Here is a 23,294-nt window from a genome sequence, read left to right as displayed (position 1 = left end):
GGCCTATTCAACGCGCCGGGTATCGAACGCGGGATCTGCGCCTCTATGAGAGCTGACAGTTTCGGCATCGGCTTGCTGCTGGCGACTTCCTTGGCTCGTTGTTCTGGCAATTTGATCATCGAAGGCGCGTGCGAGGTTTCGAATGTCATGCATGGCCGCGACCCGCTCGCGCCCAGCCTCACCCATCCTTTTGAGTTCTGCCGGTTGCTTTGAAAGTGCGCTTCGAAGTGCCTCGGTCAAAGCGCCCACATCGCCCGGTGGAACGAGCCAGCCGCATGAAACATCGACCAGCTCAGGGATGCCGGCAATGGTTGTGGTAATCACGGGCCGCGCCAGGGCGAGGGATTCCATCAGGACGATTGGAAGTCCTTCTGCATAGCTCGGGAGAACAAGGGCGCGTGACGACTTTATGAAGTCCTGGACTTCCGAATTTGAACCCCATCCGTGCAGGATTACATAGTCCTCGACTGCATGTTTTTTGATCGCAGCCTCCACATCCGCGCGGCTTTCTCCGTCGCCAACCAGGATGACTTTGATATCGGGAAAGTCCGCTTTCAGAGCAGAAACGGCGGCCGGAATATGGACTTGGCCCTTCTCCGGACACAGCCGTCCAACACAGACAAACGTGTTGTTTGTGGCGCTGACGGGCGGCTGCGGGCTATAATCGGCCAGTTCTATCCCGCAGCGCGCGATGTGAATCTTTTCAATGTCCTCAGCCCCTTGGGTGAAGCTGGTAAGCAGGTTCTTGCAGTAATCCGATATGGCCAACACGAAGGTCGCATTCTGGATCTTCAACGCGAAACTCTGAGCTGCCGGGTTTTCAAACTCATTCGGGCCATGCGCTGTGAAGCTGTAGTTTGGTCCTCCCAGGGAATGCGCCAGCATCGCAATTGCGGTGGCGTTGGTCCCGAAATGTGCATGAAGATGCCGGATTCCTGCCCGGCTCGCCTTTTGGCGAAGGCTCGCGGCTTGCATCAAGTAAGCGACATGCCGGACGAAGCCGCCGCCGGCATTCGAGAGCAGCTGTTTCCAAATTGGCAGGGTACGCCAAACGCCAGTGATGTTTGTCAAAAGCTCGCGGATGGATGCCAGAAGTAGGTCTGCAAGTTTTCCGTCCAGCAAATACTCAGTTCTTGCAGCCTCGATCCGGTCCTTCGGATCAACAAGGTCACCGGCAAATCGCCGGCAGGCAAACGGTGTAACCTTGAACCCAATATCTTCAAGTGCGTGTATCTCCCGCCGGATGAATGTCGCACTTGGAACCGGATATGTGTTTAGGATGTAACCGATGGCACCGTTGTCCGGCATGGGGGAATGCGTCGATTGCGCTGTCACTTGGTGGCACCGGATAGAAAAGTCCTTTGTTTCCGTAAGAAGTTAGCGACCGGAGAAAACAAAAAGATCAATGGGTTCTCTTTCGCATTTATCAGTACGGAGCCAATGATTTTCTTATGAATTGAAGGGTTCAGTGCAAGCGCGGTCGCCAGATCCGTTTGTGATGTCTTTGCCCATTCTGCGACGAAAATGATTGAATCAAGGTACTTCGACGCTGCGCCTACATCCGTTGATGCAAACAGTGGTGGCAAATTGAAAATCACTAAATCATATTGCCGGAATGAAGGCTTCAATTCCCGCAACTTGTCTGACCAGATCAACTGCCCAGCCCGTTGAGAGTTTTTAACTGTGCCAATGGAAATGGTCGAGAGACCAGTGTCAGGTTCCCGTTTCACGGCTTTTTCGGACAACTCGCCTTCGTCCATAATGATATCGATCAGACCACGTTCGCCATCGGTGACACGGTTTTCGGACAAGGCGGCACTGCCATATGCGTTTGCGTCGACCAGAAGCACTTTGTGATCGGGTGTTGAAATGAGGCGAGCCAATTGTTCGGAGACTAAAGCGCTGCAGTTTTCTTTTTGCAGTGAGGTCACCCCGACGTAGCGCATTCGGCTGCCAGTTTCAGAGGTCGAACTTTGTATCAACGACGCAACATTAAACAAGGCTGAGTCATCAACCGCCACTTTGGCAGACGTCGATGGGAGTTCCTTTTTAGTGTCCGCAGTTCCAGCCTTCTTTTTCGCGCGGTAATTGGTTTTGCCTACTCCAAGGCAAGGCTGTCCAATGACGTTGGTGAGTTGCTCCGGGTTTCGGATGCGCGTGTCGAACAAAGACAAGATCAGGGCGGCAAACAGACCGATGAATCCACCAATTACACCAGCGACGGCAATGATGAGCAGTCCTCGGGTGTTGCTCTTGTGAATGGGCGGGTAGGCCGCCGACACTACCGTCGCCCTTGGTCCGACAGAGCGAAGTTGTCCCTGAAGCCAGCCGCTTGCCGCTTCCGCGGTTTCCAATCGGTCCCGCTCCAGTTTTGCCAGATACGCATCAACGACTGCATTTACAGTGTTTGCTGACGTTTGCGGATCGTCGGCCAGGAAGCTGATGTTTATGAGGTTGCTTTGCCCGATGCGGGAAACAATCAGCCTTTGCCGGAAGGCTTCCAGTTCCTCAATATCCGAGACGGTTTTCACGTCGTCGGCTTCATTGTCTGCCGCTGTACCTTCCAGCGTCTCGATTGCAGCTATGATGATCGAGGTGGACCCGATGATCTGTTGCTGGGTATCGAGAAACGTCGGCAAGGCTTGCGCTTCGGGCAGAAACACCCCGGAACCACCGCCGGGTAGAAGGCGCAAGTTCACGACATCAAGTGTCGCGGTTGCTTGAAACGTTGCAGGCCTGACAAGCACATAAGTGACTGCCAGCACGCCGAAAATTGCCGGGATGAGAAAGACAACCCATAAACGCTCGATCAAAGCGCGTGCCATCCACTGCCAGTCATACGTCGACCCGTTTGACACTGGCAGCGAACTGACGGCTGTTTTTGGAAGAGAAGAAACGTCCACTTTGTCTTATTCTCCAAGCCGAAGGCTGCCAGATGACACTCTCTGAGGTATGGCTCCGGACAGGTCGTCGTCTCCAAAGCGTGCGACCTTCACGATGTCGCCGGGGTTGACGCTTGTCGTTTCCTCAGCGTTCCGTGTTTGAACCTCACCGTCGACCGTCCGAATGATCGTGAAAGTGAGGCTTTGGGGCAAACTGATCTCACTACTTGGCCGCTGGCGGTCTGTGAAGCCGCTCGCGGAATTCACCAGGCTTTCCCGTGTCTTGATCCGCTCTTGATTGGCGCGCAACTCGGACCTTATCCGGACAAGTTGCGTTTCCGCGTCGTCGAGATAGTTCGCTTCATGATCCCGAAGCTCGATGCGCGCGGCTTCGAGTTCTTGTTCTGCGCGAAGGAGCTCTACTTCAAGCCGCTTTCTCTCCAGCTGACCGTCTGCTATTTCGCGATTGAGCGGCAGCAAACGGGGTGAACCGTAGCCCTGTTTGATCAGATCCTGGATTTTTTCCAGCTCAGTCTGAAAGGAATCCAGTTTAAGTTTGGCATCTTCCAGCTGCTGATTTAACAGGGTGATCTGGCCTTCAAAGAGGGTAATTGCCGCTGTCAGTGATTTCTTTTCATTCTTAAAACGCTGCAGGGAAGCTCTAAACAGCTGAGCTTGCTCGGCGAGCGCCCGAGTAAGATTTGGCGGCGCGTCTTCTGGCAGTGGCGGAAACACGGTTTCGCCTTTTGCCTGAGCCTCGTAACGGACCCTTTCCGCTTCCAGATCGGCCGCCTCGCTTCTAAGGGTTCGCAGTTCACCTAGTGTATTGATGGCAGAGCTTTCGAGGCCCCACTCCGACTGGCTGGGCGGACGATATACGCCACCGGCAATGCTCAAAGCGTTGAGCACCAGCATTCCAGGCCGATACGCGTACTCGCCCGGCGATGTGACCGCTCCAAGAATATAAAACGGCCGGTAGGCGGAAATGTCGACGGCCACATTTGGGAGTGACCGAAGTTTGGCTTGCTCTTGGAGGCGCTCGGCGATTTCGAGTGCCAACTCCCTGGGAGCAAGGCCTGCAGCGTTTACCTCACCCACAATGGGAAGCACCACGCTACCGGACGCGCCAACCTCAAATTCATTGGAGAGAGCTGGCCATTCCGCCACATAGATGCGCAGACGGTCTTGGATACCGAGGCGGTATTCGTCAGCCTTAGTCGGGATCGATCCGCCCAGGATGAACATCGGTAGCGCCATAAACAGCACTAATAGAAGACCGATTATCCTCAACGGATATCGCCGTGCTGTTGTGTCCGGATTAAACCCCAATTCCTACTCCACCACATGTACTTTTGGTATGATCGTAGCACTCTGAGTGACAGATTTAGTTCAAATTTGTAAAAACGGGCCAAATGAAATCTGACCATTGAAAATTGTGACAGTATATCGGTTTCTATGGTTACGGAAACCTATACACCCGTTCGCCCAACCCAGTACCAATTGTGGCCGCGCCTATTTGCTCAAAGCCCCCGCTTTGAACGTGAGGGTGCCGACTGTATTTTCGCTTGCAACACTGTGATGAATAGACGGCTCATCAGCGTATCGACGGCTTGCAATGCCAAACGTCATTCCAACCACGATGGCAAACACGATCTGTACCTGCTTGATCAGGAAAATCCATTCAAACAGAGAATGGAGGTAGGCGATGAGCATTGCCGTTCCGAACCCCAGAAGTAATCCGCCATCGGGCATCGAGCGGCGGCGCCAACCAACAAAAAATGCGGAAACCAATGGCACTGCAAGCAAAGCGTAAAAGGAAATCAGGCCCGCCCGACCGGTTTCTACACCGATCAACCTGTAAACGTCATGGACGATGTTGTTGATGTTGCCTTCGTTTTGATGAACGCCGGCAAGCTGGGAATAGTTATACCGCTTTAGCGTATGGGTATAGTGATTGAAGCCGACGCCTGTAGGGAAATCGTCTCTGATGAGGTCTGCGGCCCTGTTGAACGCTGCGCGCTCGTCATAAACATCTTCACTGAGAGCAGATTGTTCAAATCTCTTTTCGAAAACAAGATAGGTCGCCGGTGCAAGCGCCAGAGCCGCGATCCCTGCGAGGGCGGCGGCCGCCATGATACGGTTGGTGAGACCTGTAAGCGCAACGAGCACAAAAGTGAGGCCTATGCCGATCACCGTGAACCCGACTGCTCCGCGGGAAGCGGTGAGCAGCATGCAGCACAAGACGGTGAGAATAACCAGGCCGTTCCAGATCGTTCCCCGACTTTGGGTGAGGAGCATGAATAGAAACGGGTAAAGGACAAAATGAGCGATCATGCCAAGGGTATTTTGGTGCAGGAACAAGCCCGGAGCCTGGGCGTAGCCCAAGCCAAACCGTTGCCACAGGGACGCAACCAATTGGGCCATAATGCCGAGGGCCATGCCGCGTAGGAGCAGGTAGGGCACCTCTTCAAACGCGCAGGCACGGGCAACGATTGCTGCAACAAATGCCATTTTGGCAAACTGCCAGACCCCGAAGGACGCAACTGTCGGGTTTGCGGCGTTTGGGATTGATGTGGCTGCGACGGCCGTGAAGACAACGAATGGTAAGAACAGCAGCCAAGAGGTTCTGTGGCGTGGCAGGATGAAGAACGCCACTACAGCAAGATAATCGACGATAGATATCTCGATGCCGTAGACAAAACCTACCCAACCATCGGGAGCGTTAACAACGCCGATGTCAAGTAGCGGTATGCTGGTCATGAAAAAGGCTGCAGCGCCAAAGGAAATCCAGAAGATGCGCGTAAGGGTCTCGTACCGCCGCACCAGGAGCGCAAGCGGCAGCGTGCAGCATAAAACGATAAGAACGAATGCAATCTTCACTATTCGTACCGACCCTAATTCAGGCTTTTTTTGTCATTTTAGCTGATACTATCTGAACCCCGCTTTGAAATAACGAGATTCTGTTAATGGATGATGTGCTCCCGGTTTTTCGTCTGAGACTATGGCTGGGAATTGTCTGGCTTCTACTGGCCGTAGAATCTACTTCTGCGAAAGATCTACGTATCGCGGAAGTCACGATTGCAACGCCCGACATGATCAGTGTTGAGATCAAAGACCCCAATTTCAGACGTGGTGAAATCATTGAGCTTGACGGTTCGCTCCCCCAACCGGTCGGGACCTGGATTGCGTATGGCGACACGTGGGGGATGGTGATTGGTCCCGAGCGGCGCCATCTCAGGTTGGCCGACGCGCCTCCGGCGGAGTTGCTCGACCGAGAAGTTGTAGATCGTGCTGACGAGTACCTATTGAACGGCCGACAAGCTATCAGGTCTGTCTATCGGAAATCTTTCCCGTACGATTCCGGCTTCTATCGGTCATCCTCCGGTCGCAGCCAGACCGCAGCAGCGATGAAACACCAGGTGTTTCTGAAGTTGAACCGTTCTTTGGAGCCAGGGTTACACAGCCTCAGCTGGCCCGGTGACCTGTTTCCCGAGACCACGTTCACCTATGACCCATCAAAAACACGTGCACTTGGTATCCGGTCCACACAGGCAGGACACGCGCCGGAAGATCACTCAAAAAAAGCGTATCTTGCTCTGTGGGGTCCAGGAGGTCCGAATGGCGGCGCGATTGATTTCCGTAGTTACGGTCTGGACCGGTTCTCAATTCTGGATGATGCCGGCTCCGTTGTGTATTCCGCCGAAACAACACTCAAGTCGTTGCCGGACGCGAAAGAACCGTGGAATGGACTGGGGTCATCGCTGATCGATTACTCCAGTACCCGTAACCGGGATCGAGACATCCGGGGCTGCGTCAATCACTGTGCCAGGACATCAATTTCAAACTGGCGAGCGTATCGTGCTTCAGAGGCTGTCCGGCGCCGAAGATGCTGCCGCAGTGTTCGCCACAGTCGGTGCGGTTTCCTTGGAGACGATCGAAATTCTCGACAGTCAGTCTGCGCTGCCAGCAACAGTGGCCCCAGGTGCTACCGCACGGCGCGCTTTTTCGGCTAATCGGGCCGGCACATACGTCTTTGAGATGGATTACAGCGACTGGGTCCCGAAGCGGGACGGGAGCTACCGGATTCGTGTGGACGGGCTCGGCGTGTCCGATGTGTTCCAAGTGTCTTCAGATCACTGGAAAGACATTGGCAGATCAGCACTTGGAGGGCTTTACAATCATCGCAGCGGGATCGTGCTGGATGGGCGGTTTGGATTTGAGCGACCGGCTGCCTTCGTTCCAGGTCTCAATGTGGAAATCGCCGAAAGCATCTTGCCCCTGTCGTTCTCCAGCCATGGCCAATTGGGGCTTGTGCCGTTTGAGCATGCGGTCACCAGCACTTGGCACAATGGAAAATCGGCCGGGGCCGACTATTGGGGCGGCTACATGGATGCCGGTGATTGGGATCGCCATATCGCGCATCTTCGAGTGTCCCGCCTGTTTCTTGATCTTCTCGACTATCTGCCTGCGGACCGTCTGAGGACATCCTATGGCATTCCGAAATCCTCAGAGTTTTTGGATCCAGAGCTTTATGCCGGCACCGATGATCTACCGGACCTCCTCCATGAAGCCATTTGGACGATCGACTTCTTCCGAAGACTGCAAGGCCCTGATGGAACAGTCCGGGGCGGCATTGAAAGCGCTGGGCATCCAATGTTGGGCACCGCAAGTTTCCTGGAGACCCTTCCTGTTTTCACATATGCACCTGACATCAGCAGCACCTACACTTACGCGGCAATCGCAGGAAGCCTTGCACGGCATTTGGAAACATACGGAAAACCAGATCTCGCGGCTGTCTATCTTGGCAGTGCTTTTAGGGCCTGGGACGCGGCCGAGGCTGGGTTGTCCGACATTGATGCCTTTTACACTGATGCGGTCGCAGGTTTGGTTGCAGGGGGCTATTCAAACTCTGAAGGCTGGCCCGAAATACGCTTGAAGCTGAAGGAGGAGGCAGAAACGCTCCGCGTTGTTGCTGCCAGTTCCCTCTACCGCACAACTGGAGAGCTGAGATTTCGAACAGCCGCAGAAGAACGGCTGAGGGAAAATTGGGACTTGTATCTGGAAAAGAGCGATGCCGCATGGGATTACATCACCAGTTCGAAAACAGACTCAGGCATTCGCAAAACTCTGGAAAGTCTCTTCAAATCAGAAACGGCGCTTCTGCTCGAAGCCCAGGAGACGAACACCTATCCCAGCATGAAACACCCCTACGCCCCCGCGGGCTGGGGACAAGGCGGTCCGCCAGATTCTGGAATAGCGCAGTTGGCTATGCGAACGCACATGTTGACAGGTGACAACGCCATAATTGGGCTTGTGCTCGATACTCTGAATGGTCTGCTTGGTGCCAATCAGACTGGGATGAGCCTTATGACCGGAGTGGGGGCACGGCAAATACTGCATCCACTTCATGAAGACCATCGTGCGATGGGCGTTCAAGCCCCACTGGGGATCATTATCTACGGCTGGGCTCCGGCAAATGCTTTTGCCTATGGGTGGATCTTCGGGCCACCGTGGTCTCCGCTTGCGGAGGTTGGACTGACGTCTCAGTCCCAAAACACAAAGGTTGAGCCGTCGCGGTTTGCAATTCCGTATTTTGAGAACCTGATCGAGTTTCCAGATGTGATCATTCAGCAGGAATACACAGTGCATCAGACGATCGGTCCGGTCGCTGCACTGGCTATCTATCTCGATGGGCACGTCGATGCAGATTAGGCAAATCGGCCCGATCAAAGGCAAGACAGGATGACTGCCAGCGCTTATGACAGTGCAGATGCCTTGTGGTGACTTCCAGTCACTGGAGTTTACATCTTTTCATCCGCTAATTTTGCAGGAGCCTGCTGAATGCCGGCAACCGATACAATAGCTCTGTTGGAAGCAGCCACCTACACCGGGCTTTTGGTTTGGGTGTCGATCACCCTTGTCTTGACAGTTGTCTACTGCATTGAAGTTCTTGCAGCCGCTTTTTTGCCAAAACGGCAAATACAGTGTTCAGAAGAGCGCGTCCCGATGGTTGTCCTCATACCGGCACACAATGAGGAAGCGGGGTTGGCGGAGACCTTGAAAGCAAGCCAGAAGGGGCTTTATCCGTTTGATCGGATCCTGGTTGTTGCCGACAACTGCACCGACAACACCGCTTCGGTTGCGCGCCGGAACGGGGCCGATGTGATCGAGCGAAATGATCCGGATCACCGGGGAAAGGGATACGCACTTGATTTTGGTGTTCGCCATCTTGAGCAAAACCCGCCCGGCTGCGTGGTGATTTTGGATGCCGACTGCGTACCCGAAGCCTCGGCGTTGGACAGGACCCGGCAGGTGGCGGGCCATTTGGGGCGTCCTGTCCAGGCGCGGTATCTGATGACGCAGTCTGAAGACACGATTGCGCAGAAAGTCTCGGTCTTTACCTTCCGTCTTAAAAATTGGGTCCGTCTGCTCGGCGTCTTCAATTTGGGCGGTCCATCGCTCCTGACCGGCAGTGGCATGGCGTTTCCCTGGGACGTTCTTGCAAAGGCTGATCTGGCGCATGGGCATCTGGTGGAAGACATGAAACTGGGGCTGGATATGGCATTGCAGGGCGTTTCTCCGATTTTCTGCGATGATGCGATCATCCTCAGCCCGCTGCCACAATCGGTTGATGGCGCTGCGACGCAGCGATCAAGGTGGGTTCGCGGGCATCTTTCGCTCATGTGGGTGGCTCTGTTGCGTTTGCCGAAACACCTTGCTCAACGCAAGTGGTCTGCCGCTGCGCTGGTAGTGAGCGTTCTTGTTCCCCCCTTAACGATCCTCATCATCCTGCAAGGTGTTGCGGTCGTGAGCTCTTTGATCCTGACGGCCCTTTTGAAACTGCCTTTTCTTCCCCTTGGAATGGCTTTTGGGACAATGGTGGTTTTTTTGATCGCGACACTGGTGGCTTGGTGGGGGTATGGCCGGGATGTCATCCCCGCACGAAGCCTCTTGGGACTTGTGGCGCATGTGCTTGTGCGGATTGCCAAGTATCCAGCGGCTGTGTTCAGACCAAAACGGACCGGTTGGGCACGCACAGAACGAGACGCTGACAGCTCCGAGAACTAGGGCTATGTCTCTGTTTACCGGAAGGAATACGTTCAATTGCCATAGCGGATTAGATGACCGACGATCGTTTAAAAATGACGACCGGAATCCGAAGTTAACAAAGTAATGAGAACGGTAAAGATGGCGCACCCGAGAGGATTCGAACCTCTGGCCTCTGCCTTCGGAGGGCAGCGCTCTATCCAGCTGAGCTACGGGTGCTTGTCAGGCGCGCGTATGACGCGCGGCGGATAGAAGGTTCTGATACAAGAGACCGCGAAAAGAGGCAACGGGTTTTTGATAAAAAGCAACAGCTTCACTCCCTGCTCCAATCCCAAAGCTGCACAGGTCTCCTTGCGCAGAAAAACCTGACCGAGGTGATAGGCTCAAGCGTTTGCTGCGTATGGTAGGGACCATCAACAAGCGACGCGAGTCCACATGAGCGCCAAGGCATGCCGCAACCTTATCCTGATCCTCGGGGATCAGCTCTCCGCCGATATCTCAAGTCTGCGTCAGGCGGATCCGGAGGCGGATGTTATTCTCATGGCAGAGGTTATGGCCGAGGCCACTTATGTGCCGCATCACAAGAAGAAGATTGTGTTTCTGTTCTCCGCCATGCGCCACTTCGCACAGGAGCTGCGCGATGCCGGTTGGACAGTCAATTACGTACAATTGGATGATACCGACAATTCAGGGTCCTTTGAAGGAGAGGTGAGACGGGCGGTCAGGCGCCTTACGCCGGAACGTGTTGTGGTCACAGAGCCCGGGGAATGGCGCGTTCTTGAGAACATGAGACATTGGCAAGACGATCTGGGGCTGCCGGTCGAGATAAGAACTGATAGCCGCTTTTTCTGCGATGCCAGTACCTTTCGAGGCTGGGCGGACGGCCGCAAGCAGCTGCGCATGGAAAACTTCTACCGTGAGATGCGTAAGTCAACCGGACTATTGATGGAGGGGGACAAACCGGCGGGTGGCAAGTGGAACTATGATGCGGAAAACAGAAAACCTGCCAAGCAAGATCTCTTCATGCCGGAGCCTCTTCAGTTTGAGCCGGATGCGATAACCCAGGACGTTCTCAACCTCGTCGAACAGCGCTTTGAGAGCCACATCGGCCAGCTGGAACCCTTCTGGTTCGCGGTTACCCGCGCACAGGCAGAAGCCGCCTTTCATCATTTTCTCGATGAAGCCCTGGAGAACTTCGGTACTTACCAGGACGCCATGTTGCGAGGTGAAAAGTTTCTTTATCACGCAGTCATCTCTGCCTACCTGAATGCCGGGTTGCTCAGCCCGAAAAATGTTTGTGAGAAGGTTGTAGAGGCATATTACGCAGACAATTGCCCTTTGAACGCAGCTGAAGGCTTCATTCGCCAGATCCTCGGGTGGCGTGAGTATGTCCGCGGGATCTACTGGTTGAAAATGCCCGGCTACGCGCGCGAAAACGCATTGAAAGGAAGCCGCCCACTACCAGCATTTTATTGGACAGGAGAAACGTCCATGAAATGTGTTCAAGAAGCCGTAGGACAGACGTTGGAAGAGGCATATGCCCATCACATTCAAAGGCTGATGGTGACAGGTAATTTTGCGCTTCTTGCTGGTGTCGATCCAGTCGAGGTCCACGAGTGGTATCTGGCCGTTTACGCAGATGCCTATGAGTGGGTCGAACTTCCAAACACGCTTGGCATGAGCCAGTTTGCAGATGGCGGATTGCTCGCCTCAAAGCCCTATATTTCCAGCGGCAATTACATCAACAAGATGTCCGATTATTGCGAGAACTGTGACTACAACGTGCGGAAAAAGACCGGGGAAGGGGCTTGTCCGTTTAACGCACTCTACTGGGACTTCCTTGATCGGCATGCAGACGAGCTTGGAACCAACCCGCGGCTTGGCCAGCCTTATGCGACCTGGCGGCGGATGCCGGATGATACGAAGCAGGAATACTTGGACAGTGCGAAGGCTTTTTTGGCAAAGCTTGATGCTGGAGAAAGGGTGTAATGCGCAAAAATTACATGGTAAATATTAAGTAAAAAAATTCTCTGATCGCAGATGCTATTTCTCGGACGGTTTCCGTGAACAAAAAAAACGCGCAGCCATTAAAGACTGCGCGAAAAAAGTTACTGTGCACGTGGCCCCATCGACCACGGGCGCAACTCTAGCGGCATACCGGGGTAATGTCATTACCGTAAAATATTTTATTTTTTGATTTACCGAGATGCGACTGATCGTTATTCATTCTTGATCGTTATGGATGGTATCTAACAGTCAAAAAAATGTAAATATATGAAAGCCTTGTAGCTCACCGAAAACGTGAATGAGGTGTCATTAGATTAGCCAATACGCGCTATTTCGCAGTTATTATTGGCAATTATCCGGAGTGTTTTTTCCAGCTAAAGGTGCGGCGCTGGTCACTTTCACCTTTGCAATCCCCTGTTGTACAAAACCAAGTTTTTGAGCGGCCGCCTGCGTCACGTCGATGATGCGGCGTTTCACAAACGGACCTCGGTCGTTGATGCGAACCACAACCGACTTGCCATTCCTCAGATTGGTAACCGTTGCGAGTGTTCCGAAAGGGAGGCTTGGATGCGCGGCTGCCAGCTTGTTCGGGTCCGCCTGCTCTCCGCTGGCTGTGGTGCCCCGTAGGTTGTACCAAGAGGCCTTGCCGCATTGAACGAACGATTCCTCTGCCTTTGCCGGAGCAGCCCAGACGACACTGCTGAGGACAAGCGTTGCAAGAATGGAACTCCAGGCTTTGAGGAAGGTTGGTTGAGTCATGAACTGATCCCGCACAATCAACAGGCGGGTCTGTACCGCCGCGTTTCGACATGGGCGCCACTCTTAACGCTAAGGCATGATGAAACTGTGGCAAATACGACTTGGACAGGTAATTGAGTAAAATTTTAATAAAAATATATATCAAAATAGTAAAATCAAATTAACTATATTAATGCGAAGTCCTGTGGGTAACGAAAGTGCGAGAAAATCCTCCAGAGACTTATGCTAGTTAAGGCTAACGAAGCCGACGCCTAAGTATTTCAGTTTCAGCGTCCTCAGTTGTTTGTTTGAGAGGGATGATCTGGTGCAGATCAGACAAGGATTAATGCGTGCTTCGCACATGCAAGCCACTGCCTCAGAGAAGCTCGACGAGACAACGCTCTACGCTGATCTACTCGAAGTGATGCCGGTCCCTGCCGCCTATGTCTGCTTGGATGGCCGTATAATTTTACAAAATAGCCGGTTGCTGGACCTTTGCAGGGCCGCTGCAGATCCAGGTCCTTATCAGTATTTAACAGATATGATGTCCGCTGATGGATGGAGCCGGGTTCAAGCCGCACTTTCCACCTCATTGAGTGGGGTGCCGATCCAGTCCAACGGTACATTGGAATTTCGCTGCGGAACCGTGCTTTGCCGTCAGCTCCTCTGCACATCCTTCGTCTCTTTCGCAAACAACCAACCGGCAGTGCTCATGCAATTCGAGCAGGATATGGCGGATGAGCGGGAAAAGCCGGACAACCTGAAAACTGTAAAGGCGTCATTGGCGCGTTTGGAGGCGCGGGGCTCCCTGCCCAATGGCGTTGCATTGAAGCATTTCCCCGACGAGGTGTTGATTTTTGATGCCGTGGATACGGCTGAGGGACGTGCTGCGCGGATACTGGAGACGATTGGTGGCAGCTATAACACAGAAGACCTTGCCGCTCAGTTGAGCGAGTGTTCGGTTGATGTCGTTCAGACACTCTACATTCCGCAAAACGGGCCCATGCCGGGTACCGACGCGGATAGAAAAATGTGTGAGATTCGGCTTGTTCCCCTGCCAGCTGATGCCAGCGGTGATGATGCCGGTATGATGGCAATTATTCGCAGGAACGTGGATTGCCCCCACGAAATCGCTGAAAACCGAAGACTAGCCTATCAGGACCCGCTTACCAGTCTGGCAAACCGGCGGGCGTTTACCAGAGCGCTGGATACCGAGCTGCAACGACTGTCGCGTGATGAAAGCAGCGGCTTGGCTGTGTTCTATATCGACCTTGATGAATTCAAGAAGGTCAACGATCTCGGGGGGCATGATGCCGGTGACGACATGCTGCAAAGAGTTGCGTCAAGTCTGGCACTGACCTTGGGCGAGTTTGGGACGGCCGCCCGGATTGGCGGAGACGAATTCGCCGGCATGCTTCCTGCTGTAAACAAAGAGGCCGCGATCGCCGTTGCCGGGGAAATACTGGACGCTTTTGCAAGGATCCGCCTGGAGGTGTCTGACCGTGTCTTTACCATTGGTGGATCGGTCGGCGTAGCGTATGCGGCGGATTGGTTTGCGGTTGAAGGTTGTGATGGCGCCGCGCTTCTTGGATTGGCGGACCGGGCGTGTCTGCGCGGCAAACGTTTTGGTGGTCATTCGGTACAGGTTCACACGGTGCGGCCGCAAGACTGGCCGGCAGCAGGGCACGGCGTTGGCGTTATGCCGGAGCCAGGCAGCTTTCAAGCTGGAGAATTGGCGTTGTACTCCATGCCAATAATCTGCTTGAGCCGTAACAAAAAGTGCGGCGCAGAAATCTTGTTGCGTCTTCAGGGAGACCGGTCGCAGGGCTTGTCGTCAAAGGCTTGGATCAGCGCTGCGGAACGGTCCGGCTTTATCGCCCAGGTCGACAGTTGGACCCTGGACAAGGTATTGGACGCAGCGGAACGGTCTGCAAACCGAACGACACTGACAATGAATGTGTCGGCTGAATCTGCAAGAGATACAGGGTTCCGGGACAGCTTGTATCAACGGCTTTCAGTCAACCCATTGCTCGCCTGCCGCCTGTGCCTTGAGATTTCGGAAAAGGACTTTCTGCGCGAACCGGCGGATATTTCCTATTTCATCAATTTTGTTTCCGATCTGGGGTGCCAGACTGCGATCGATGATTTTGCCGGTCATTGGCCGGTGCTGTCGCGGTTGACCGGCTTGCGGGTCGACTGGGTGAAACTGGCGGCCGGGGTCGCACAAGAAGCGTTGGATAACCCGGCAAAAGCGAGTTTGTTAAAGGCGCTGGTTGGTGCGGCCCGGGAGCTGGGGTTGAAGACGATTGCAAAACATGTCGAGACCAAAGCAGAAGCGGACTTCCTCCGAATGTTGGATATTGAAGCTGCACAAGGCTTTTACTTCGGCCGACCGGAGCCGTGGCCCGAAGTCGCTTAATGTGTGCGATGATAATAGGTATTAAAAAAAGCGGCCAAGGCCGCTTTTTTTGAAGTCTGAAGCGACCGATCAGATGTCCAGGTTGGCAACTGCCAGAGCGTTGTCCTGAATGAACTCGCGGCGCGGTTCCACTTCGTCGCCCATCAGTTTGGTGAAGATATCGTCGGCGTCGTCTGCCTCCCGTACCTTGACCTGCAGGAGCGAACGTACGTTCGGATCAAGGGTGGTTTCCCAGAGCTGCTCGGGGTTCATTTCCCCAAGTCCCTTATACCGCTGCAAGGAGATGCCCTTTTGTCCGAAGGCAAATATGTGCTGAAGCAACGCCCGAGGGCCCCGGATTTCGGTTGGAACATCCTTACGCTGCAAGACGGCAGCCTTGCCGTACACTTCATTCAGATGCGCGGCATGGGCTGCAAGCCGTCGGGCGTCCGTTGAGCCCAGTAAAGCCGCATCGATCGTTGCGACTTCCTGAACACCGCGCACCATACGTGCGAACACCAAGCTGCCATCGTCCCGGGCTTCACCAGTCCAGCCGCGTTCGAATTCATCGGCAAGAATGTCCATGCGGCGGGCAATATAGGTGGCCGCTTCTTCGGCCTTGCCCTGATCTTCGAGAATTTCGGCGTTGAGCGCGCCTGCGATGGCTGCCTGCTCGACCACATCACGGTTGTAGCGTGAGTGCAGGCCATCAAAGATGTCAGAGATCGCCCGTGCGGTTTCAACCACCTGTCGCAAATCCTGACCGGTCCGGACCTCGCCGTTTGCAATCTTCAACGAGGTGTCATCCGACCCTTGCGCGATCAGATAATTCTCGAGTGCTTCCTGGTCTTTGAGGTATTGCTCCGATTGACCACGTTTGACCTTATAAAGCGGCGGCTGCGCGATATAGACATAGCCGTTCTCGATCAGCTCGGGCATTTGTCGGAAGAAGAAGGTCAAAAGCAGGGTTCGGATATGGGCGCCGTCCACGTCAGCATCGGTCATGATGATGATCTTGTGATAGCGTAGCTTCTCGATATTGAACTCTTCTTTGCCGATCCCGGTGCCAAGCGCCGTGATCAACGTTCCGATCTCGTTGGATGACAGCATCTTGTCAAAGCGCGCCCGTTCAACGTTCAGGATCTTACCGCGCAAAGGCAAAACAGCCTGATTTTCCCGATGCCGGCCCTGTTTTGCCGAGCCACCCGCGGAATCACCCTCCACCAGGAAGAGTTCGGCCTTGGAAGCATCACGTTCTTGGCAGTCTGCAAGTTTCCCTGGCAAAGACGCAACATCCAACGCGCCCTTGCGCCTTGTGAGTTCACGGGCCTTTCGCGCAGCTTCACGGGCTGAGGCCGCTTCAACAACCTTGGAGACGATGGTTTTCGCCGGTGCCGGATTTTCTTCAAGCCATTCGCTCAAAGTCTGGGAGATCAGGTTTTCAACGACCGGCCGGACTTCGGATGAAACCAGCTTGTCCTTGGTCTGCGAGGAGAACTTCGGATCTGGAACTTTGACCGAAAGGACGCATGTCAGGCCCTCGCGGCAGTCGTCACCGGACAGCGAGACCTTTTCCTTTTTCATCAGCCCGGTCGATTCAGCGTAGCCAGTGACTTGGCGGGTTAACGCGCCGCGGAAGCCGGCCAAGTGCGTACCGCCATCCCGTTGCGGGATATTGTTGGTAAAGCACAAAACCTGCTCGTGGTAGCTGTCGTTCCACCACATAGCGGCCTCGACGGTGATGCCGTCTTTTTCCGCCCGCACTGCGATCGGTGTTTCGATGAGCGGATGTTTGGCCCTGTCCAGATAGCGGACAAAGGCTTCAAGCCCGCCATCATAAAATAGTTCTTCGACGACGTCTTCCACGCCGCGTTTGTCGGTGAGGATAATGCGGGCACCGGAGTTCAAAAAAGCGAGTTCCCGGAGGCGGTGCTCAAGAGTGCCGAAGTCAAATTCGGTCTTGGTAAAAGTCTCCGAGGATGGCAGGAAGGTGACTTCCGTGCCTTTTTTTCCATTAGCTGGTCCGACAACTTCGAGCGGGCCCACAGCATCGCCATGGGCAAACGTCATGAAGTGCTCTTGGTCGTTCCGCCAGATGCGCAGATCCAGTTTCGTCGACAGCGCATTCACCACGGATACACCTACGCCGTGCAGGCCGCCGGAGACCTTGTAGGAGTTCTGGTCGAATTTACCGCCGGCGTGCAGCTGGGTCATGATGACCTCGGCCGCCGAAACGCCTTCTTCAGAGTGAAGATCGGTCGGAATACCGCGGCCGTTGTCAGAAACCGTCACCGACCCGTCCGGGTTCAACGTTACGGTAACGTGGTCTGCGTGGCCTGCAAGGGCTTCATCGATCGCGTTGTCGACAACCTCATAGACCATGTGGTGCAGGCCGGAGCCGTCGTCAGTGTCGCCGATATACATGCCGGGGCGTTTGCGGACCGCGTCCAGACCCTTCAGAACCTTGATGGAGTCGGCGCCATATTCGGCACCATTTTCTGCTTCGGGAGTGGCGCCAGGCTCGGGCGTAGACATATCGCTCATGCGAATCATTCACCAATCGGTTTTTGTTTCTTAGCCACGTTATACGGTGTTCCAACAGGCGTTCAACTGCACGCTGGCTGCAGGCCTGTTCAGGTCTTGAATATAGTGGAAAACCATAAGAATCAGGCGGATTTATGGGCTCCGGCGACCTGGATCAGGCGGGCTTCGTTGTTGCCAACTTCAAACACTTCGGAATGAACCGGCAATGCATCGAAGAGCGAGGCATCGGTGCCGGTCATAAACACCTGACCGCCGAGGGCGTCCAGGCGCTCAAAAAGTGCTGCCCGGCGGTCCGGGTCAAGATGGGCTGCGACCTCATCAAGCAGCAAAACCGGTGTCATTCCGGAGACTTTTGCCGTGAGTTCAGCGTGCGCCAGAACGAGCCCAATCAGGAGTGCTTTTTGTTCTCCGGTAGAGGACTGGGCTGCGGGCATGTCCTTGGCGGCATGGCGGACTTTCAGATCGCTCAAATGCGGTCCGGTCAGGGTGCGTCCGGCCGCGCGATCCCTATGCCGTCCCTGTTCCAGAAGGCGCCGGTAATGATCTTCCTGATCAGAGGCGCTCATTCCGATCGTCTCGGCTTCAAACGTGCCTTCGAGCGAGAGCATTGCTTGGGGAAAGGTCGTATTTTCAATAGGCCGGCCGTCAATCATCTGCTTGAGCAGGCCGACGGTTTCCTGACGGGCGAAGGAGACAGCTGTTCCGAGGCTCGCGACCTGAAGTTCGAGGGCGCTCAAGTAAGCGTCCGATCCGCCCTGATCCAGCAGCTTGTTGCGCTGCCTGAGCGCGTTTTCAAAGTCGCTGACACGGCGCCCGTGAGCCGGGTCTATTGCGAGGGTCAGGCGGTCGAGAAACCGGCGTCGGTCGGATCCGGGGCCTGTAAACAGCCCATCCATTGACGGAACAAGCCAAAGAACCCGCATGTAGTCGAGCAGGCTCTCCGAGGACCGCATGTCCTCACCATCAATCCGCACCTTGCGCCCAGGAACACCTGCAGTGGCTCCGGTCCCAAGACTTGTCTCAATATCATCAAGGTGGATCTTCGCGGAGACACTCCAGGTCCCATCGCCGCCAACGCGGGCAATATCCGTCAAAGCTGCCCTGCGCAATCCACGCCCGGCTGTCAAAAAGGAGATCGCTTCCAAGATATTTGTTTTGCCGGCACCATTCGCGCCGACAAAGGCCACCATGCCAGCCGATAAGCCGATGCCCATGATGGCATAGTTGCGGAAGCCGGTCAGGGTTAGGCGGGTCAGCCGTGCCGACCGGGGTGCAGTCATGACCGGTTTCCGTTGGCGCGTTTAGACCCGCATCGGCATCAGAACAAACAAACAGTCGTCGACTGTATTGTCCTGAATGAGGGTCGGGGATCCGGAATCTGCCAGACGGAACAGGGCTGTGTCGCTGCTGAGTTGGTTTGCAATGTCGAGCAGGTAACGGGAGTTAAAGCCGATTTCCAACGGATCAGACTCGTACTCTACGGCCAGTTCTTCCGTGGCGCTGCCAGAATCCGGGTTGTTGACGGTCAAAACCAAGCGTCCATCGCCAAGTGCCAACTTCACAGCACGTCCGCGCTCGGATGAGATGGTTGAGACGCGATCAACCGCTTCTTTGAATTCATCCCGGTCAACGCGCATTTCCTTATCGTTGCCTTGCGGGATCACGCGGCCATAATCCGGGAATGTGCCGTCGATGAGTTTCGATGTCAGAACAACCGTATCTGTTGTGATGCGGATCTTGGTGTCCGACAATTCGATTTGCACGTCAGCTTCCGGATTTTCCAAGAGCTTCTGGATTTCGCCGACTGTCTTGCGCGGCACAATGATACCCGGCATGCCGGAGGAACCGGAGGGTGCGGAGACCTCTGCCTGCGCCAAACGGTGGCCGTCGGTGGCAACAGCGCGGAATTGCTGGCCGTTGGCCGCGTCGACAGTGTGCAGATATATCCCGTTAAGATAGTACCGAGTTTCCTCGGTGGAGATCGCAAACTGCGTGGTGTCGATCAGTTTGCGGATGTCCGACGCGCTCAAGGTGAAGCCGTGGCTGAAATCACCGGCGGTCAGATCCGGAAAATCGGTTTCCGGCAGCATCTGCAGCGTGAATTTCGAACGGCCTGCGCGGATTTCCAGTGTGGTGTCATCACCTGTTGTTTCCAGAACAACCTGGGAACCTTCCGGCAGCTTTCTGACAATGTCAAAGAACATGTGCGCAGGTACGGTCGTGGCACCCGGCATTTCGATCATGGCAGGCACGGTTTCGACAATTTCAAGGTCGAGGTCAGTGGCCTTCAGGTTCAAGGCTCCACCATCCGCGCGCAGCAAAACGTTGGACAGGATCGGGATAGTATTCCGGCGTTCGACCACCCGGTGCACATGGGTCAAGGACTTGAGGAGGTCGGTCCGCTCGAGGGTCGCTTTCATACGCTGCATCCGTACTCGTGAAACACCAGACAGAACGTCCGGTCGGCTGAATTCTTATGGGCTCCGGGAAGGGAGCGGGGGGAAGACACTGCCCTCTACCGGCTGCAAAAGCAAGGGGGCGCTCACTCGGAACGCCCCCCTTTTTTGGCTGAAAAGACAGTCTATTCGTCTTAGGCGTCCAGCATGCGCTTCAGGAGTTCAATCTCCTGCGCGAGCGCATAGTCGGCACGGGCCATTTCTTCAATCTTGCGTACCGCGTGCAAAACTGTCGTGTGATCACGATTTCCGAAACGGCGGCCGATTTCCGGCAGCGAGCGCGGTGTCATGACCTTTGCCAGGTACATTGCGATCTGACGCGGCCGCACGATGGTTCGCGTGCGGCGGGCCGACAGCAGATCTGCCTTTGTCACATTGTAGTGCTTGGAGACCACGCGCTGAATGTCTTCAATCTTTACCCGGCGCGGTTCGCTGGAGCGAACCAGATCGCGCAACGTCATCTCCGCCATTTCCTGCGTAATCGGCTGGTTAGTCAGCTGATTGTGCGCGATCAGACGGTTTAGGGCGCCTTCAAGATCGCGGCCGGAAGAGGCGACATGCCGGGCGATGTAGTCGAGCACAGAGTCCGGTACATCAAATTGCGGATACGACTTGTGGGCAGCCTCAACGCGGGAGACCAAAATGCTCCTGCGCAGAACAAAATCCGGCTCCTGGATTCCAACAACAAGGCCCCCGGAAAGGCGCGACCGGACGCGGTCGTCGAGGGTGTCTAGGTCGGACGGTGGCCGGTCCGCAGCAACAATCACCTGGCGCGCGCCGTCGATCAAAGCGTTGAGGGTGTGGCAGAATTCCTGCTGCACCTGCTTGCCATGAAGGAACTGCATATCATCGATGAGGAGGAGGTCGATGGTCCGCAGGTTGTCTTTAAAAGCAAGTGCGGACTGTGATTTCAGCGCGGCGACGAACTTGTACATGAAGTGCTCGGCCGTCAGGTAGAGGACTTTGCGTCCGCTGTTGCGCACTTTCGATGCTACGGCCTGCATCAGATGGGTTTTGCCCAGGCCAACCGACGCATGCAGGTAGAGCGGGTTGAACGTGACCGCTCCGCCAGATGCGACTTGACGAGCTGCGGCAAGAGCAAGGTTGTTGGAGTCGCCCTCAACGAATGTCTCGAACGTGTATTTCGGATCGAGCGCAGCGCCTTGCAAAACGTCACGGGTACTGTCAGATGCGCTGTCACCCCGGCCTACGGCAGCCGTCGCAGCCTGCGCCCGGGTCACATGTGTCGCATCGCCAAGATTTTCCGAGCGTGCCTCAATGGACCCGTTCTGCGCACCGGCAGATCCTGCCGGCAGGCTGGGCTGTACAGCTGTCACCTGGCGCGGACGAATGGCGCCACGGACAGTCAATTCGATCCGATGCACATTGTCACATTCGCGCTGCCAAAGCCCCATGAGACGCTCATTATAGTTATTTTGGATCCACTGTTTGAGGAACCGTGTCGGAACAGACAGGCGGACAGTGCCGTCCTGATGTTCTTCCAGATCAACGCGTGCGAACCAGCTGGTGAACACATCGTCGCCCAGTTCCGCACGGAGTTGCTTCTTGACCCGCGTCCATTGTTCGGAGCCGCCTGCCTCCTGAACCTGCATATTATCTGCCTCCTGTAATGGGAAGAACAGTCCGCCACAGCCGTTCTTCGTCCTAACGCCTTGCTGCTTCTGCAGCTTATGTGCCCCGTTTTTGGGGCGATTTTATTACAATCCGGGCATAGCCCGATTATCTCCCCTGATTGCCAGGGGAATTACTTAGCCCTGTACCCAAGGCAATCCGGCGGCCTTCCAACCAGACTGCGTCCCGCGGTGGGCATGTGCATCAAGCCCACCTTCGAAACCTTCAGATACATTGTAGCAATTTGTGTAGCCGGCTTGGGTCATTGCCTGGGCAGCCGCCTGACTGCGCGCGCCGGAGCGGCACAGAAAATAGATTGGCGTCTCCGGGTCAAGTTCTTTTTTGCTCAGGCGGTCAGAAAGGTCCTGAACGAACGCAGGATTAGGGCCGCTGGGCGGAAAGCTTTGCCATTCGGCAAAGATGGTTTCCTTGCCCAACGTACGCAGGTCCGGCACACCAACAAACGTCCACTCCGCTTGAGTGCGCACATCGACGAGGACTGCCTGAGTGTTATCGGTAAGAGCCGTAAATGCAGTTTGAACGTCAACGTTTCCCGCATACCCCAATTCGCTAAACACAATGCCCCCTTCCAAAAACCGTACGGCCTTTGAATTAAAGTTTTTATCAGTAAAATGAGAGTTTAAGTAGGTTCGGAACGCACCTAAAAATGACGCATACTGAATACGTCAATGTATTCACCTGAAGCCCGGTCAGGTAAGTGCTCAGAGATGTGGAATTTTGACTTCTTCATTGTTAGGTCCAAGCACTGTTTATCGTGTCGCGCCGGTCTTTTCTCTGCCAGCAATGAGACAATATACAGGCAACCCTTTTGGTTCAACAGCCGTTCTGAAGGATTATCGATTCCGGTGTCCAATGAGCCCAAAATGCCACATTGGGTGTTATCTGTGGGTGATGCTGCAAACGCTTTTTACTGCAATAACTTTTTGCCATTTCCGCACCCGGATTGGATGGGTTTGGGCTTTGTAAAAAAAAATTTCGGCACTGATACCTTGACTCGTATCGAATCCGGTTTGAACTGGATTTGGATAGCCTACATATCTCTAAGGAGCTGAAAAACATAGGGTTTCTTTGCTATAGATAAGTTAAGCATTTTTTACAATCTGTCCGGGTGCCGCAGCTGATGTAGGCAATCCACAAAATTGCGCGGCTAAAAAAACCCGGCGCGATGGCCGGGTTCTTTGGATTGTCCGATTTGGGACGGATTTATGCGCTCAGTGCCTTGATCCGGGCATTGAGGCGGGAAACTTTCCGTGACGCCGTATTGGCGTGCATGGTGCCTTTGGAAGCAGCGCGCATGATTTCCGGCTGTGCTGCTTTGAAGGCGTCGTTTGCGGCAGCCTGGTCACCAGAAGCAATTGCTTCTTCAACCTTGCGCAGGTAAGTGCGCACCCGGCTCCGGCGAGCTTTGTTCGTGGCCGTCCGGCGGGCAATCTTGCGGGCCGCCTTCTTGGCCGATGGTGTGTTGGCCATGGGCTCAATCCTGATCGGTATATTGGGACTTTTGTCCGGTGACGATCGGGACTTGAACGCCTAAGCGATGGAACCCGACCAAAAAACAACGGCGGCGGA

Annotated in this window: 15 protein-coding genes and 1 tRNA gene; 4 read left to right on the top strand and 12 right to left on the bottom strand. The window is 54.8% G+C overall.

Annotation, left to right across the window (positions count from 1 at the left end; translation table 11 throughout):
- Nucleotides 1-3 precede the first annotated feature (3 nt).
- From SADFL11_RS16260 to SADFL11_RS16245, 4 genes are all read right to left on the bottom strand, one after another.
- Nucleotides 4-1,335, bottom strand: a complete 1,332-nt coding sequence (locus SADFL11_RS16260) for a glycosyltransferase family 4 protein (protein ID WP_209002632.1) — start codon at nucleotides 1,333-1,335, stop codon at nucleotides 4-6.
- Nucleotides 1,332-2,903: a Wzz/FepE/Etk N-terminal domain-containing protein gene (locus SADFL11_RS16255; RefSeq protein ID WP_040451286.1), complete on the bottom strand. Its 1,572-nt coding sequence runs from the start codon at nucleotides 2,901-2,903 to the stop codon at nucleotides 1,332-1,334. The genes SADFL11_RS16260 and SADFL11_RS16255 overlap by 4 nt, the downstream gene beginning before the upstream one ends.
- A gap of 6 nt (nucleotides 2,904-2,909) precedes the next feature.
- The gene (locus SADFL11_RS16250; protein ID WP_081450540.1) at nucleotides 2,910-4,139 is read right to left on the bottom strand and encodes a polysaccharide biosynthesis/export family protein; all 1,230 of its coding nucleotides are present in this window, start codon (nucleotides 4,137-4,139) and stop codon (nucleotides 2,910-2,912) included.
- 255 nt (nucleotides 4,140-4,394) lie between these two features.
- Complete coding sequence (locus tag SADFL11_RS16245) at nucleotides 4,395-5,762, bottom strand: O-antigen ligase family protein (RefSeq protein ID WP_008196766.1); 1,368 nt, start codon at nucleotides 5,760-5,762, stop codon at nucleotides 4,395-4,397.
- A 978-nt stretch (nucleotides 5,763-6,740) separates the two neighbouring features.
- Here SADFL11_RS16245 and SADFL11_RS16240 point away from each other — a divergent pair.
- Nucleotides 6,741-8,594 (top strand): glycoside hydrolase family 9 protein, encoded by a 1,854-nt coding sequence (locus SADFL11_RS16240; protein ID WP_040451290.1) that lies wholly within the window; start codon nucleotides 6,741-6,743, stop codon nucleotides 8,592-8,594.
- A 129-nt stretch (nucleotides 8,595-8,723) separates the two neighbouring features.
- Nucleotides 8,724-9,950: a glycosyltransferase family 2 protein gene (locus SADFL11_RS16235; protein WP_008193187.1), complete on the top strand. Its 1,227-nt coding sequence runs from the start codon at nucleotides 8,724-8,726 to the stop codon at nucleotides 9,948-9,950.
- Between the two features lie 121 nt (nucleotides 9,951-10,071).
- On the opposite strand, the gene SADFL11_RS16230 is transcribed toward SADFL11_RS16235, so the two are convergent.
- Nucleotides 10,072-10,148: transfer RNA gene (locus tag SADFL11_RS16230), tRNA-Arg, on the bottom strand.
- A 216-nt stretch (nucleotides 10,149-10,364) separates the two neighbouring features.
- Between SADFL11_RS16230 and SADFL11_RS16225 the strand changes: the two genes are divergently transcribed.
- A complete protein-coding gene (locus tag SADFL11_RS16225; protein WP_008197183.1) occupies nucleotides 10,365-11,918 on the top strand; it encodes a cryptochrome/photolyase family protein in 1,554 nt (517 codons plus the stop codon).
- 360 nt (nucleotides 11,919-12,278) lie between these two features.
- On the opposite strand, the gene SADFL11_RS16220 is transcribed toward SADFL11_RS16225, so the two are convergent.
- Nucleotides 12,279-12,695 carry a septal ring lytic transglycosylase RlpA family protein gene (locus SADFL11_RS16220; RefSeq protein ID WP_050776024.1) on the bottom strand — a complete coding sequence of 139 codons (417 nt, stop codon included), beginning with the start codon at nucleotides 12,693-12,695 and terminating at the stop codon, nucleotides 12,279-12,281.
- A gap of 304 nt (nucleotides 12,696-12,999) precedes the next feature.
- Between SADFL11_RS16220 and SADFL11_RS16215 the strand changes: the two genes are divergently transcribed.
- Complete coding sequence (locus SADFL11_RS16215; protein ID WP_209002630.1) at nucleotides 13,000-15,093, top strand: EAL domain-containing protein; 2,094 nt, start codon at nucleotides 13,000-13,002, stop codon at nucleotides 15,091-15,093.
- A gap of 69 nt (nucleotides 15,094-15,162) precedes the next feature.
- Here SADFL11_RS16215 and gyrB read toward each other — a convergent pair whose 3' ends face one another.
- From gyrB to rpsT, 6 genes are all read right to left on the bottom strand, one after another.
- A complete protein-coding gene (gene gyrB / locus SADFL11_RS16210) occupies nucleotides 15,163-17,607 on the bottom strand; it encodes a DNA topoisomerase (ATP-hydrolyzing) subunit B (protein ID WP_407690692.1) in 2,445 nt (814 codons plus the stop codon).
- A 131-nt stretch (nucleotides 17,608-17,738) separates the two neighbouring features.
- Nucleotides 17,739-18,896 (bottom strand): DNA replication/repair protein RecF, encoded by a 1,158-nt coding sequence (recF, locus tag SADFL11_RS16205; protein WP_008195059.1) that lies wholly within the window; start codon nucleotides 18,894-18,896, stop codon nucleotides 17,739-17,741.
- A 21-nt stretch (nucleotides 18,897-18,917) separates the two neighbouring features.
- Nucleotides 18,918-20,036 (bottom strand): DNA polymerase III subunit beta, encoded by a 1,119-nt coding sequence (dnaN, locus tag SADFL11_RS16200; protein ID WP_040451295.1) that lies wholly within the window; start codon nucleotides 20,034-20,036, stop codon nucleotides 18,918-18,920.
- A 170-nt stretch (nucleotides 20,037-20,206) separates the two neighbouring features.
- Nucleotides 20,207-21,685: a chromosomal replication initiator protein DnaA gene (gene dnaA / locus SADFL11_RS16195; RefSeq protein ID WP_008194659.1), complete on the bottom strand. Its 1,479-nt coding sequence runs from the start codon at nucleotides 21,683-21,685 to the stop codon at nucleotides 20,207-20,209.
- 156 nt (nucleotides 21,686-21,841) lie between these two features.
- Nucleotides 21,842-22,270: a rhodanese-like domain-containing protein gene (locus tag SADFL11_RS16190; protein WP_008194640.1), complete on the bottom strand. Its 429-nt coding sequence runs from the start codon at nucleotides 22,268-22,270 to the stop codon at nucleotides 21,842-21,844.
- Nucleotides 22,271-22,928: 658 nt separating this feature from the next.
- A complete protein-coding gene (gene rpsT / locus SADFL11_RS16185) occupies nucleotides 22,929-23,195 on the bottom strand; it encodes a 30S ribosomal protein S20 (RefSeq protein WP_040451298.1) in 267 nt (88 codons plus the stop codon).
- Nucleotides 23,196-23,294 lie beyond the last annotated feature (99 nt).

This window comes from Roseibium alexandrii DFL-11, from assembly GCF_000158095.2.
Classification (GTDB): domain Bacteria; phylum Pseudomonadota; class Alphaproteobacteria; order Rhizobiales; family Stappiaceae; genus Roseibium; species Roseibium alexandrii.
Note: the sequence above shows the minus strand (reverse complement) of the source record. Positions and strands in the feature narration are given on the sequence as shown.

Coding starts and splice junctions, on each gene's coding strand:
- SADFL11_RS16250 (WP_081450540.1), bottom strand. CDS start 4,139: ATGGCGCTACCGATGTTCATCCTGGGCGGATCGATCCCGACTAAGGCT.
- SADFL11_RS16235 (WP_008193187.1), top strand. CDS start 8,724: ATGCCGGCAACCGATACAATAGCTCTGTTGGAAGCAGCCACCTACACC.
- SADFL11_RS16225 (WP_008197183.1), top strand. CDS start 10,365: ATGAGCGCCAAGGCATGCCGCAACCTTATCCTGATCCTCGGGGATCAG.
- SADFL11_RS16220 (WP_050776024.1), bottom strand. CDS start 12,695: ATGACTCAACCAACCTTCCTCAAAGCCTGGAGTTCCATTCTTGCAACG.
- gyrB (WP_407690692.1), bottom strand. CDS start 17,607: ATGTCTACGCCCGAGCCTGGCGCCACTCCCGAAGCAGAAAATGGTGCC.
- recF (WP_008195059.1), bottom strand. CDS start 18,896: ATGACTGCACCCCGGTCGGCACGGCTGACCCGCCTAACCCTGACCGGC.
- dnaN (WP_040451295.1), bottom strand. CDS start 20,036: ATGAAAGCGACCCTCGAGCGGACCGACCTCCTCAAGTCCTTGACCCAT.
- dnaA (WP_008194659.1), bottom strand. CDS start 21,685: ATGCAGGTTCAGGAGGCAGGCGGCTCCGAACAATGGACGCGGGTCAAG.
- rpsT (WP_040451298.1), bottom strand. CDS start 23,195: ATGGCCAACACACCATCGGCCAAGAAGGCGGCCCGCAAGATTGCCCGC.